At 61.2% G+C, this 12,057-nt stretch carries 13 protein-coding genes; 3 read left to right on the top strand and 10 right to left on the bottom strand.

The annotated features are described in order from the left end of the window. Positions 1-68: 68 nt before the first annotated feature. On the top strand, positions 69-470 hold the full coding sequence (locus tag BW967_RS14745; protein WP_076485856.1) for a hypothetical protein: 402 nt from the start codon (positions 69-71) through the stop codon (positions 468-470). Here BW967_RS14745 and BW967_RS14740 read toward each other — a convergent pair whose 3' ends face one another. The 3 genes from BW967_RS14740 to clpS are packed head-to-tail and all read right to left on the bottom strand — an operon-like array spanning position 471 to position 2,774. Continuing rightward, positions 471-1,286 carry an SDR family NAD(P)-dependent oxidoreductase gene (locus BW967_RS14740; RefSeq protein WP_076485855.1) on the bottom strand — a complete coding sequence of 272 codons (816 nt, stop codon included), beginning with the start codon at positions 1,284-1,286 and terminating at the stop codon, positions 471-473. Positions 1,287-1,325: 39 nt separating this feature from the next. Then, the gene (locus BW967_RS14735; protein ID WP_076485854.1) at positions 1,326-2,402 is read right to left on the bottom strand and encodes a class I SAM-dependent methyltransferase; all 1,077 of its coding nucleotides are present in this window, start codon (positions 2,400-2,402) and stop codon (positions 1,326-1,328) included. A 24-nt stretch (positions 2,403-2,426) separates the two neighbouring features. Beyond that, entirely contained in the window at positions 2,427-2,774 is a 348-nt protein-coding gene (clpS, locus tag BW967_RS14730; protein WP_097081664.1) for an ATP-dependent Clp protease adapter ClpS, read from the bottom strand. 133 nt (positions 2,775-2,907) lie between these two features. Between clpS and BW967_RS14725 the strand changes: the two genes are divergently transcribed. Both BW967_RS14725 and BW967_RS14720 read left to right on the top strand, forming a co-directional pair. Then, positions 2,908-3,621, top strand: a complete 714-nt coding sequence (locus BW967_RS14725; RefSeq protein WP_076485853.1) for an HAD family hydrolase — start codon at positions 2,908-2,910, stop codon at positions 3,619-3,621. A gap of 294 nt (positions 3,622-3,915) precedes the next feature. After that, positions 3,916-5,508: a D-alanyl-D-alanine carboxypeptidase family protein gene (locus BW967_RS14720; protein ID WP_083952277.1), complete on the top strand. Its 1,593-nt coding sequence runs from the start codon at positions 3,916-3,918 to the stop codon at positions 5,506-5,508. Between the two features lie 73 nt (positions 5,509-5,581). On the opposite strand, the gene ccoS is transcribed toward BW967_RS14720, so the two are convergent. The 7 genes from ccoS to ccoO all read right to left on the bottom strand — a co-directional run bounded on the left by ccoS (position 5,582) and on the right by ccoO (position 12,045). Continuing rightward, positions 5,582-5,740: a cbb3-type cytochrome oxidase assembly protein CcoS gene (ccoS, locus tag BW967_RS14715; protein ID WP_076485851.1), complete on the bottom strand. Its 159-nt coding sequence runs from the start codon at positions 5,738-5,740 to the stop codon at positions 5,582-5,584. A 12-nt stretch (positions 5,741-5,752) separates the two neighbouring features. Beyond that, on the bottom strand, positions 5,753-7,978 hold the full coding sequence (locus BW967_RS14710) for a cation-translocating P-type ATPase (RefSeq protein WP_076485850.1): 2,226 nt from the start codon (positions 7,976-7,978) through the stop codon (positions 5,753-5,755). 6 nt (positions 7,979-7,984) lie between these two features. Beyond that, positions 7,985-8,440, bottom strand: a complete 456-nt coding sequence (locus tag BW967_RS14705; RefSeq protein WP_076485849.1) for a FixH family protein — start codon at positions 8,438-8,440, stop codon at positions 7,985-7,987. A gap of 1 nt (position 8,441) precedes the next feature. After that, complete coding sequence (gene ccoG, locus BW967_RS14700) at positions 8,442-9,896, bottom strand: cytochrome c oxidase accessory protein CcoG (RefSeq protein WP_076485848.1); 1,455 nt, start codon at positions 9,894-9,896, stop codon at positions 8,442-8,444. A gap of 296 nt (positions 9,897-10,192) precedes the next feature. Then, positions 10,193-11,083 (bottom strand): cytochrome-c oxidase, cbb3-type subunit III, encoded by an 891-nt coding sequence (gene ccoP, locus BW967_RS14695; RefSeq protein ID WP_076485847.1) that lies wholly within the window; start codon positions 11,081-11,083, stop codon positions 10,193-10,195. A 12-nt stretch (positions 11,084-11,095) separates the two neighbouring features. Beyond that, positions 11,096-11,305 carry a cbb3-type cytochrome oxidase subunit 3 gene (locus tag BW967_RS14690; protein WP_076485846.1) on the bottom strand — a complete coding sequence of 70 codons (210 nt, stop codon included), beginning with the start codon at positions 11,303-11,305 and terminating at the stop codon, positions 11,096-11,098. A gap of 11 nt (positions 11,306-11,316) precedes the next feature. Continuing rightward, a complete protein-coding gene (gene ccoO, locus BW967_RS14685) occupies positions 11,317-12,045 on the bottom strand; it encodes a cytochrome-c oxidase, cbb3-type subunit II (RefSeq protein ID WP_076485845.1) in 729 nt (242 codons plus the stop codon). Positions 12,046-12,057: the final 12 nt, after the last annotated feature.

Genomic DNA, 12,057 nt, shown 5'->3' with positions numbered 1-12,057 from the left:
GTGCGTCTGGCCCACCCTTGCCAAGCGCTTGCGCGCACGAAAGAATGCCACAAAGCTCGGAGGCCCTCATGCGCAAACTCTCGCTGCTCGCCCTTTTGCTCATTGCCGCCTGCGGCACGCCGCAAGAACGGTGCATCAACCGCGAAACGCGCGAATTGCGCAGCGTGCAGAATCTCTTGGCAGAGGTAGAGGGCAATCTGGCGCGCGGTTACGCCTATGAAGACTACGACGTGCCAATGACCCGGTGGGAGGTCTGCGGCGCCACCACGATCACCCGCCCCGATGGCACGGTGATCGAAAAACCTCAGATGTGCCTTGAAGATTACACCGTGACCCGCACCCGCAAAGTGGCGATTGATCCGGCTGCCGAGACCCGCAAACGGGACGGGCTGCGCAAACGCGTGAAGGAATTGACCCCTGCCGCCAATGCCGCTGTTGCCGCCTGCCGCGAAGCCTACCCCGAAACGTGATCAGTAAGCCGGCACGCAAACCGGGTCGAGCAGGCTGCGCCCCCCATCCACGGTGATGATCTGCCCGGTCACAAAGCCACCGCCGGGGGACGCCAGATATTGCACAGTGTCGACCAATTCCGAAGCGGGCGCGATCCGGCCAAGCGGCGTGCCCTCGGTAATGGCCTCACGCCACGAGCTATTTTCCTTCAACGCGGCTTGCAGCGATGCGCTCATGAGTGAGGCGAAGGCCACGCCATTGACGCGAATGCGATGCGGGGCAAGCGCCACGGCAAGCGCGCGCGTTGCTTGATCTTGCGCGGCACAAGCAATCGAATAGTTGAGCAATTGCGGCTGGTTCCGGCACCCCGCCAAGGTCGAGACGTTGATGATCGAGCCGATCTCGCCTTCGGTGCGTTCTTCTTTCTCAGCAAGCGCGATCATCCGCTTCGCCGTCATCTGCGACAACCGCAGGCTGGATTTCATATTCTGCGCGAGCATCTCTTCCAGCCCGCTATCGGAACAATCGAGCGGGTCGAGCGTCGGGGCAAAACTGCGCGCGGCATTGACCAGCACGTCAATCCGGTCAAAGGCGTCAATCGCGGCAGAAAGCAGGTTCGCAGCCGTCAGCTTTTCGCACAAATCGCCCGTGAAAAGCCGCACCGGACCGGTTTCTTCGCGCGCGGCGGCGCCCCATTCTGCTTGCAGCCGCGCTTCGTCGATATCGGCGCAAATCACCTGCGCGCCGCGATCCAGAAAATGGCGTGCAATCGCAAGGCCAATGCCGTTGGCAGCCCCGGTGACAATGGCAGTCTTGCCGGAAATCGCGAGCGTCATAGCGGCTCCTTCAGCGGTTTTGGGAGAGGTTAACCGATCTTAACGACGGGTGCGAGCAACGCGGCGGCCTTTGGGCGGCGCGCTCACGGGCTTTTGCACAGCGGCACCCGACTTTGTGGCATGGGCAATGGGCCGCTCTGCCCGGAAGATGCGGAAGGCCCCATCACGGCCCGTGGGCGGCGTGATCTCATGCACCTCATGGAAGGTTTCGCGCAGCACCGCCTCATAGGGCAGGTGGCGGTTTGCCACCATCCAAAGCGTGCCCGAAAGCGACAAAAGCCCCGCGGCAGACCGAATAAAGGCCGCGCCAAGCGCCGGATCTGCCGTGCGCGAGGTGTGAAACGGCGGGTTCATCACCGCACCCGTAGGGCGATTTTCCAACTTCAGATGGGTAACATCCCCCCAAATGAAGCGGGCACGCGGGTCCGAAATATTCATTTTCGAACATTCGAGCGCGGAATGCTCTGCCTCGACCAGATCAAGGCTTTCTACGCCTTCGCGCGCCAGCACCTGTGCCGACAGCCAGCCCCAACCCGCGCCGAGGTCGATCATTTTCGCCGGCAGATGCTCGGGCAAACACGCCGCCAACAGTGCCGAACCCCGATCTACCCCATCGGCAGAAAAGACGCCGGGCAGCGTGGTAAACCCTTCGGCAGGATGCATCGGCTTTGCCGCCCAAGCCGCCAGCGCGCCCGATGTGGCGGAGAAGGAGAAAATCTTGCCATGCGCTTTGGCGATCGGGTCCGAGATTTCGAGATGCGCGCGCACATCTTTGATCACCGAGTCGATGCCATCGGTTTTCATGCCATCGACCCAGATCACCCCACCGGGGGCCACACCTTCACACGCCGCCGCCAAAAGCGCGCGCGCTTCGGCCTTCGCGCGGGGCAAAAACACCACGGCCCCGGCATAGCTGCCCTCGGGCGCGGGCGAAACGGTGTAGCCGCGCGCGGTGAGCGCGTCATAATCTGGGCGGAAGCCTTGGATCAGGTGCAGCCGCTCTTTCGGCAAAAGCGACAGATCGCTTTCCGCCGTTGGGCGAAACACCGCGATACGACCTTCCACGGGCAAAGCTTCGGGCGCATCAAGCGCCAGTGACAAACGGGTATGGCTCATGGCGGGTTCAGAGGGCGCCTGCCCTCACTCCTTTTCCATCGTGCATTGCAGCGGATGCTGGTGGCGCCGGGCGAAATCCATCACCTGCCCCACCTTCGTCTCGGCCACTTCGAAGGAATAAACGCCGACAACCGCCAGCCCCTTCTTATGCACTGTCAACATGATCTCAAACGCTTGTGCATGGGTCATGCCAAAGAACCGCTCCAGGATGTGCACGACGAATTCCATCGGCGTGTAATCATCATTGAGCAGCATCACCTTATACATCGGCGGGCGCTTGGTGCGCGTCCGCGTCTTGGTGGCAAGACCCGCATCGCCATCGCCCCCGCGATCGCCATCATCATCGGCGCTGGCAAGGAAAGGCTGAAGCACGTGGTCCTCCAAGGATAGGGAATCGCTGAGCATGCGCGTCAATATAGGAAGATGGTGACAGAAAAAAAGCCCAAGCGGAACAGTTGCCAAACAGGAGGTTGCGCGGCAGGGTCGCGCGGCAAAGGAGGCGCCCATGACGCTGACCACCATTGGCTTTGATGCCGACGATACGCTTTGGCACAATGAGCGGTTCTTTCGGCTCACGCAGGCGCGTTTTCATGACCTGCTGGCCGATCATGCGCCCGCCGATCATTTGGAAGAACGGCTATTAGCGGCGGAGCGGCGCAACGTGGGCCATTACGGCTTTGGCGTGAAGGGCTTCACGCTGTCGATGATCGAAACCGCGATTGAGGTGAGCGAGGCGCAGGTTCCCGCTTCGGTGATCGCAGAGATCATGGCGGCAGGGCGCGAAATGCTCGCCCATCCGATCGAATTACTGCCCCATGCCCGCGCGACGGTGGAGGCGCTTTCTGGCCAGTATCGGTTGGTTCTGGTCACCAAGGGCGATTTGCTCGACCAAGAGCGTAAACTCGCGCAATCCGGGCTGGGGGAATTGTTTGACGCGATTGAGATTGTCTCGGACAAGCGCGCCGAGACTTATCAAACCGTATTTGCGCGCCATGGCACCGGCGCAACAGAGGGGCTAATGGTCGGCAACTCCCTGAAATCGGACGTTTTACCGATGATTGAGGCCGGCGGCTGGGGCGTTTACGTCCCGCATGGGCTCACTTGGGCACTTGAACATGCCGACCCGCCCTTAGGGCACCCAAGATTTGCGGAATTGCCCGATTTGAGCGGCCTTGAAGCGCTTGTCACAAGTATAGGCCGCGCACGCAAAAGTGAGTAAGGCCCCGCGCCGATCCCAAAAACGACATCGCCACAATTTCGCCACATATCAAAAACACAACATCTAGCACCCAGACGCCATAAACCTACGGTATATTGCGCAGAGGTGCCGCCCTCGTTGCATCAAGGTCGCATTCAAACCCTTTGAATCTTCTTGGTTTTCACCGCGATATGACCGTGCTAGGCTGTGCGAAAGCCCAAAAATAGGGGCGTTCAGAGGCAGTGTAAGGGCAGTACCGTGACCAGGCTTTCGTGCTGGGTCCGTTCAGGGCTTGTGGCAATACTTCTTGTTCTTATGCCGGTGGCGCTTTGGGCGGCACCGTTTGCGGCATATGTGATCGACGCGCGTTCGGGCGAGGTGCTTTACGCCAAAAACGCCGAGACGCGGCTGCACCCGGCCTCGCTCACCAAAATGATGACGCTCTACATCGCGTTTCAAGAAATCGAAGCGGGGCGGCTGAGCCTTGATACGATGGTGACGGTTTCCGCCAATGCTGCGGGGCAACCGCCCTCCCGCGTTGGCCTCAAGGCCGGGCAGAAGATCGCACTGCGCTATCTGATCCGCGCTGCGGCCGTAAAATCTGCCAACGATGCGGCCGCCGCAATTGGTGATTTTATCGGCGGTGATGAGGCAAAATTTGCCGCGCGCATGACCCGCACCGCCCGCGCGCTTGGCATGACCAAGACTACGTTCAAAAACGCGAACGGCCTGACCCGCGAAGGGCATTTGTCGACCGCCCATGACATGACGACTTTGGGCCGCCATCTTCTGTTCGATTTCCCGCAGTATTACAACCTGTTCTCGCGCCGTAGCGCAGATGCCGGGATTGCCCGCGTTTACAACACCAACCGCCGCTTCCTGGATGCCTATGAAGGCGCGGATGGGATCAAGACGGGCTATACGGTTGCTGCGGGCTTCAACCTTGTTGGCTCGGCCAAGCGTGGCAACAAACGCATTATTGCGACCGTGTTTGGCGGCACCTCGACCGCAAGCCGCAACGCGAAAATGGCGGAACTGCTGGATCTCGGCTTTGCTCGTGCGCCGAACCGTGCGCGCACGGTCACGCCTGAACCCGCCCCGATGCTGCTGGCTGATGCTGCGCCCACATCTGCCCCGCCTGCGCTGAAGCGCAGCCCACGGCCAATGGAACGCCCGGCACCTGCGTCACCTGAAATCGCCGCCGCGATTGACACCGACGCTATCGCTGCCGCTGTCGCGCTGGCTGCCGCAGCACCGACGCCTGCACCTGCACCAGAGCCGGTGCAAGCTGCCGAACCGCAAGAAACCGTGGCCGCAACCATTCAAGTGGCGCAAGCCCAGCCCAATACCCTGCGCCCCGCGCCGAAGCCCGCGCACACCGCTCCCGTGCAATTGGCCTTGGCTGAGGACGAACCGGCAGGTCTGGTTGAAGTGACCGCGCCGCAGCCCGAAACGTTGGCGATGCTCGAAACGGATGACTCTGTGCTTGCGCAAGGCGATACCGATGCCACCGCGCCGATCTTCATCCAGACGGCAACGGCTCAGCCGGAAACGCTGGCGATGTCGCGCAGCCAAGCAAGCCGCAATGACACGGTGATTTTGGCCGCCCTCACCCCCCCTGCCCCGATGCCGCAAGCGCGGCGCGAAGTGGTGGCGCGGGCCTCAAGCTCCGGTGGGCGGCAATGGGGCGTAAGCCTTGGCAAATACAATTCGCAATATGCCGCCGAACAGGTGCTGTTGAAAACGGCGCTGATGGAAAGCACTTCGCTTGGGGAAGGCCTGCGCAAAGTGGCCAGCCGCCCCGCAGGGCATGAGGCACTGTTTGTTGGGCTGACCCGCGCTGATGCAGACCTTGCCTGCGCGCGACTAAGCGCCCGTGCCGTGGACTGCACAGTCATCGGGCCGTAAGCGCGCCCCACAGAAGATAGAAAAGCCCGGGGCCTTGCGGCACCCGGGCTTTTTCTTTGCACAATCGGTTCGCTTATTGCTTCGGGTGATCGTCATATTGGCCCGACAAGATCCGTTCGGCATCGCCTTTCGGGTCTTCATATTGGCGGTCTTTCAGCGACCAAACAAAAGCCACAAGACCAAAGCCGCCCAGAAAGAGCGAGATCGGGATGAGATAGGTAAGGACCGACATCAGGGCACCTCTTCAGCGCAAACGCAGCGAGTTGAGCGATACCGTAATCGAGGATGACGACATCGCCAAGGCCGCCCAAAGTGGGGTCGCAAGGCCAATCAGCGCAAGCGGCACGGCAATGGTGTTGTAGATCCCCGAGATCGCGAAGTTCTGTTTGATCCGCGCCCGGGCCTGTTTGGCAATCCGCAAAGCATCGCCCACGGGCGCAAGGTCTTGGCCCAATAGCACGATGTCAGAAGCCGTGCGGGCAGCATCAAGCGCGGTTGCGGGCGAGATCGAGACATGCGCCGCCGCAAGGGCTGCCGTGTCATTGAGCCCATCGCCCACCATCAACACGCGATGGCCGTGGCCCATCAGATCAGCGACCAGTGCCGCCTTTTCGGAAGGCAATGCGCCAGAGCGCCAATCTTTGATCTCAAGCTTCGCGGCGAGCGTGGCTACAGCGCTTTCCACATCACCCGAGACCAGTAGCACCTGCTTACCCTGAGCGTGCAAAAGCGCCACAGCCTCTGCCGCGCCGGGGCGTAGATGGTCCGAGAAGCGGAAGGTGAGCGGCGGCGCATCGCCAATGCGCAGATGCGTCGCGGTTGTGTCTGCCGCTGCCGCCCCAACCCAATCGGACCGACCGAGCCGCAGTTTGCGTTTGCCAAGCCGCCCCTCGACCCCGAAGCCGGGCACTTCGCGCAAATCATCCAATTGGGTAGGCAGTAGCCCCCGTTCCAGCGTGGCCGCGTGGATGGATTTCGCGAGCGGATGCGCCGAAGCCGCAGCGAGGGCTGCGGCCATCGAAAGCGTTTCGGCATCAAAGTCATAAAGGTTTTCGGGCACGGGAGTGCCGAGCGTCAGCGTGCCGGTTTTATCAAACACAACCGTATCGACCTCGGCCAAGCGTTCGAGCGCGGTGCCGTCTTTGATCAATAGCCCCTTGCGGAAAAGCTTGCCGCTGGCCGCCGTTACAACCGCAGGCACGGCCAGCCCAAGCGCACAGGGGCAGGTGATGATCAGCACCGAAGCGGCGATATTGATTGCAAAGCGCAGATCGCCCCCGGTCCACCAAAGCCAAAAGCCAAAGGCCGAGAAAGAGAGCAAATGCACCAGCGGCGAATAGGCCCGTGCAGCACGCTCAGCGAGCGTTGTGTAGCGGGTCTTGGCGCTTTCGGCCATCGCCACCAGATCGGCCATGCGGTGGAGGGAGCTATCTTTGCCCGCCGCCGTCACCCGCAAAGTGAGCGGTCCGGTGAGGTTCACCTCGCCCGCGCTGAGCATCGTGCCCGGGCCGACGTAAACCGGCAGCGTCTCGCCAGTCAGCAGCGAGCGATCGGTCTCTGATGTCCCTTCGGTCACCGCACCATCGGCTGGGATGCGGCCCCCCGGGCGCACGCGGATCAAATCGCCCGGTTGCAGGTCAGACACGGCAACAATGCTTTCAAGCCCCTCGCGCAACAGCGTGGCGCGCGGCACCTCAAGCGCGGCAAGTTCTTCGGCCGCCGAGCGCGCCACCGCACGGGTGCGGTAATCAAGGTAGCGCCCGACCAACAGGAAGAAGGCGAGCATCACAGCCGCATCGAAATAGGCGTGATGGCCGTGCTGCATCGTCTCAAAAATCGAAATGCCAGAGGCCAGCACCAGCGCCAGCGAAATCGGCACATCCATATTGAGCCGCGCATGGCGCAGCGCCCCAAAGGCCGAAACGAAGAACGGCTTGCCCGCAAAAACCACCGTCGGCAGAGCAATCGCCGCCGAAATCCAGTGGAACATATCGCGCGTCGCGCTTTCGGCCCCTGACCAGACCGCGATCGACAAGAGCATGATGTTCATCATCGCGAAGCCGGCCACGCCGATCCGCATCAGCAAATCACGCCCGCGTTTGTCGGTCTCGGTGGCGCTTAGCATACCCGGGTCAAGCTCATGCGCCTCATAGCCAATACGGTCCAGACGCGCGATCAGATCGCCCGCTTCCACCCCCGCCTCAGCATCAACAGAAACCCGCTTGAGCGTGAGGTTGACGCGGGCCGAACGCACACCCGGCGTTGCTTCCATCTCGCGTTCGACATCGGTGATACAAACAGCGCAATGCGCGGTGGGCAGCGACAGCATGATCCGCGCGCCCTTGATATCGCCCGATTTTGCCATCTGTTCCGCCGAAGGGGCGGCAAGGCAGGCCGGGCAGGCCGAGGCAGAAACATGCTCTTCGTCAAACTCTTGCGCGCGTTCCGGCGCGAGGGGGGCAACCGTCATGACGCATCAGCCGTCGACAAAGAAATCGAGCCTTTGGCGGAAGACGGTGCCGTCAGTCGACTTCGCATTGATATGAAGCAGCCAATCGCCGGGGGCGAGGGCCACCGGGGCAGTGAAAAGCCCGCCCAATGGCGTCATGTCTGGGGTTTGGTCTTCGGCGGCCATGGTCTTGCGGCCAACCAAAACAGTCAAATCCGCGACCGAGGCGGGATTTCCGTCCCGGTCGCGAATATCGATGATGAGTGACGTCCCATCATAGGCAGGGCGCACGCTCCAACCGAGCCGCTCCTGCGCTTCCCGATCCGCATCAAAGGTCTGCGATGCGTTATAGGGATGGGCCTCCTCGACACCGGGGAAGGTTTTGATGGCGTTATAGGCCATCGTCACGTTCACTGCGATGATCAGGCCAAAGAAGGCCACGAACATTGCGAACACCTTGCGCCCGGTGAGGGGTTTCGTCATCTCATTGCTCCTTCCCGTTGAACACGGTGCCAACCGAGTCCTTCACCGGCACTTCGCCGCCCACCTGTTCGACCCAAATGTCGATATCGGTGCGGCTGGTGGTGGCCAGATCAGACCGCGGCGCCGCTTCAAGATAGAGCCGCTGGTTATAGAGCTGGTCAGCCGGTACGGTCACCGTATCACCCTCTTGGCCCTCGAGCGAGAGGGTCAGCGTGGGATCAGCTTCACCATCGGGTGTGGTTGCGCTGATACGGTAGGTCACGTCTTCACCATGCTTGTTGCGGATCCGCATCGTGTAGATGTTGCGGATCGTCCCATCGCCTTGCATCACGTAAAGCGGGTCACGGTTCGGCGTAACGTTGAAGTCAAGCGGCGAGCGCAAGAACAGCGCCACGACAAGCGCGATCCCGAAGCCAGACCACAGGGTAAAGTACACCAGCGTGCGCGGACGCAGCACGTGTTTCCAGATGTTGACCACCTTGTTGCCCGCACGCTCGCTCGCTTCGTCTTTGAGCGCCATATAGCCCACAAGGCCGCGCGGCTTGCCGATCTTGTCCATGATCTCGTTGCAAGCGTCGATGCACAGCCCGCAGGTGATGCATTCAAGCTGCTGGCCGTTGCGGATGTCGATCCCCATCGGGCAGACGTTGAAGCAGGCCATACAATCAATGCAATCGCCCTGCCCTTCGGCCACCTGCCCCTTGTGCAACTTGCCGCGCGGTTCGCCGCGCCATTCGCGGTAGGCAATGGTGATCGTGTCTTCGTCCATCATCGCCGCCTGAATCCGCGGCCACGGGCAGGCATAGATGCACATCTGTTCGCGCGCGAACCCGCCAAAGGCAAAGGTCGTCGCGGTGGCAACGGCAATTGTCGTATAGGCGATTGGCGAGGCATCACCGGTGAAAAGGTTCGCCAAAAGCGTTGGCGCATCGGTGAAATAGAACACCCAAGCCCCGCCGGTCGCGAGACCGATGAGCAGCCACAACGTCCATTTCGTCAGGCTCTTGCGGATTTTCTCTGCGTTCCACGGCTGGCGATGCAGGCGGATGCGGTTGTTCCGATCCCCTTCGACCCAGCGTTCAACCAGAATGAACAGGTCCGTCCAGACCGTTTGCGGGCAGGCATAGCCGCACCACACACGCCCCAAAGCCGAGGTGAACAGGAAAAGACCCAGACCGGCCATGATCAACAAGCCCGCCACGAAGTAAAACTCGTGCGGCCAAATCTCGAGACCGAAGAAGAAGAAGCGACGATTCGCCAGATCGAGCAGCACGGCTTGGTCTGGCAGGGCCGGACCGCGGTTCCAGCGGATCCATGGGGTGATGTAATAAATCCCCAACATGACCGACATCAGGATCCATTTCAGTGAACGGAACTTGCCGGAAATACGTTTCGGAAAAATAGGTTCGCGCGCCTCATAAAGCGGCGCGTCGTCAGTGGGTTCGGTGGAGCTCACGGGTTCATCTCCGTTGGCAATGCGCTTGCGTCCGGGCCGCCTTCCCGTGGTCCGAACGGGGATGCCTCGATGCGCAGATCATCATATCTGCATATAAAGACAGATTTGCGATACACGATATGACCGAGACTGTCATGGGTGAGTGCGTCTTGCCCCATGGGACTTAGTGTCGCAAGGACAAAATACCGCAACTTACAACGCAAAAAACACCGACGCCCCAGGAAACGCGCGAACAGGACGGGGCGTCGGTGCTCATCGGGGCGGCCCGAAGACCGCCCCGACTATCTGACTGAAGCTTATTCGCCGCCGCCGAGGCTGTGCACATAGGCGGAGACAGCGCGGATCTGCACTTCGCTCAGACGCGAGGTGCCTTCGGTGGTGCCGTAGCTCCACGAGGGCATCACGCCAGCGCGGCCGTGCCGGATCGTGGTGGTGAGCGTGTCAACGTCACCGCCATAGAGCCAGATCGCGTCGGTCAGGTTGGGCGCACCCATTTCTTGCATGCCCTTGGCATCTTCGCCGTGGCACGAGACGCACCATTCGGCAAAGACCTCAGCGCCAGCCGTCGCCAATTCGGCATCGGCATCTTGGCCCGAGATTTGGCGGACATATTGAACGACTTCGTCGATCTGCGCCGGTTCCAGCAGCTCGTCGTCGAGGTGTGCCGGCATCTGCGCCGCCGCGTTGGTATCGGGATCAAGCGGATCGCGGATACCATGCTGCACGTCCAGATAGATCTGGTCGATCGTACCGCCATGGAGCCAGTCGCTGTCGATCAGGCTCGGGAAGCCTTTGTTGCCGCCCGCGCCCGAACCGTGGCACTGCGCGCACCAAGTCCGGAACACAGCGCCGCCAGCGTTGTTGACATAGGTGACCAACTCGGGATCGCTCGAGATCTCGGTCAGTTCCGTTGCCACCAGCTTCTCTTCAATCGCTTTGTTCATTTCGGCGAATTTGGCGATTTCTTTGTCCACATCGGCGCGGGTCGAGGACCCGAGCAGACCCGGGGTCGCCCCCGAAGCAAAGATCGGCCAAGCCGGCATGGCGATCGAATAGGCCACACCCCAAACGATGCAGGCATAGAAGGTCCACAGCCACCAGCGCGGCAGCGGCGTGTTCAGTTCTTCGATCCCATCCCACGAATGGCCCGTGGTCTGGATCTCTTTTTTCGTCGGTTTTTTGCTCATTTCCACGCCTCCTTAGCGCGTGGCGCCGTCGTCCGAGCGCAGGCTGTCGCCCGCGCCGGGATCGGCGGGTTTGTCTTCATGCCGGAAAGGGATGTTCGCCGTATCGGCGTGAGTCTTCGCCGAACCCGGACGGAACGCCCAGACCACGGCACCGAGGAAGACCAGCAGCATCGCAGCCGCCGCCCAACTATCGGCAAATTCACGCAAGATATGATAGTCCATCCCAGCTCTCCTCAGCGACTAGCCACGGGCTGGAAGGTCGAGAAATCGACCATCGTCCCCAGCACCTGCAGATAGGCGATCAGCGCGTCCATCTCCGTCAGGCCGGGTTGGCCATCAAAGTTCCGAACGTTCACTTTTTCGCCGTAATGCTCGAGCAGCGAGTCGTAGTCTTCGTCAGGGTTCGCCTGAGACACGAAGTCTGCTTTCGCCGTTGCGATCATTTCCGAGGTGTAAGGCACCCCAACGAGGGCGTCGGTTTCCAGACGTTCCTCGATGTAAGTGCTGTCGAGCGGCACGTGCGACAGGTAGCTGTAGCTCGGCATCACCGACTCCGGCACCACCGATTGCGGGTTCGTCAGGTGTTCGACATGCCACGCATCCGAGTAACGGCCGCCAACGCGGGCGAGGTCAGGCCCCGTCCGCTTGGAGCCCCACTGGAACGGGTGGTCGTACATCGACTCGGCCGCAAGCGAATAGTGGCCGTAACGTTCCACCTCGTCACGCATCGGGCGGATCATCTGCGAGTGGCAAACATAGCAGCCCTCGCGGATGTAGATATCGCGCCCGGTGAGTTCGAGGGGCGTGTAGGGGCGAACCCCTTCCACTTTCTCGATCGTGTTTTCGAGGTAGAACAGCGGCGCGATCTCGACGATCCCGCCGATGGTCACGACGAGGAAAGAGAAGATAAGCAGCAGCGTCGCGTTCTTTTCAAGAACGTGGTGTTTGTCCAGAATTGCCATCTGCGTCTCTCC

Source organism: Rhodobacter aestuarii, from assembly GCF_900156655.1.
Lineage (GTDB): Bacteria > Pseudomonadota > Alphaproteobacteria > Rhodobacterales > Rhodobacteraceae > Rhodobacter > Rhodobacter aestuarii.
The sequence above is the reverse complement of the archived record's forward strand: the minus strand, read 5'-3'. Positions and strand labels throughout refer to the sequence as shown.

What these genes read in the sequence shown, in the direction of transcription:
- BW967_RS14690 (WP_076485846.1), bottom strand. Translation starts at nt 11,305, where the DNA reads ATGGACTATCATATCTTGCGTGAATTTGCCGATAGTTGGGCGGCGGCT.
- BW967_RS14745 (WP_076485856.1), top strand. Translation starts at nt 69, where the DNA reads ATGCGCAAACTCTCGCTGCTCGCCCTTTTGCTCATTGCCGCCTGCGGC.
- BW967_RS14720 (WP_083952277.1), top strand. Translation starts at nt 3,916, where the DNA reads ATGCCGGTGGCGCTTTGGGCGGCACCGTTTGCGGCATATGTGATCGAC.
- ccoO (WP_076485845.1), bottom strand. Translation starts at nt 12,045, where the DNA reads ATGGCAATTCTGGACAAACACCACGTTCTTGAAAAGAACGCGACGCTG.
- BW967_RS14710 (WP_076485850.1), bottom strand. Translation starts at nt 7,978, where the DNA reads ATGACGGTTGCCCCCCTCGCGCCGGAACGCGCGCAAGAGTTTGACGAA.
- ccoP (WP_076485847.1), bottom strand. Translation starts at nt 11,083, where the DNA reads ATGAGCAAAAAACCGACGAAAAAAGAGATCCAGACCACGGGCCATTCG.
- BW967_RS14735 (WP_076485854.1), bottom strand. Translation starts at nt 2,402, where the DNA reads ATGAGCCATACCCGTTTGTCACTGGCGCTTGATGCGCCCGAAGCTTTG.
- BW967_RS14725 (WP_076485853.1), top strand. Translation starts at nt 2,908, where the DNA reads ATGACGCTGACCACCATTGGCTTTGATGCCGACGATACGCTTTGGCAC.
- BW967_RS14740 (WP_076485855.1), bottom strand. Translation starts at nt 1,286, where the DNA reads ATGACGCTCGCGATTTCCGGCAAGACTGCCATTGTCACCGGGGCTGCC.
- ccoS (WP_076485851.1), bottom strand. Translation starts at nt 5,740, where the DNA reads ATGTCGGTCCTTACCTATCTCATCCCGATCTCGCTCTTTCTGGGCGGC.
- BW967_RS14705 (WP_076485849.1), bottom strand. Translation starts at nt 8,440, where the DNA reads ATGACGAAACCCCTCACCGGGCGCAAGGTGTTCGCAATGTTCGTGGCC.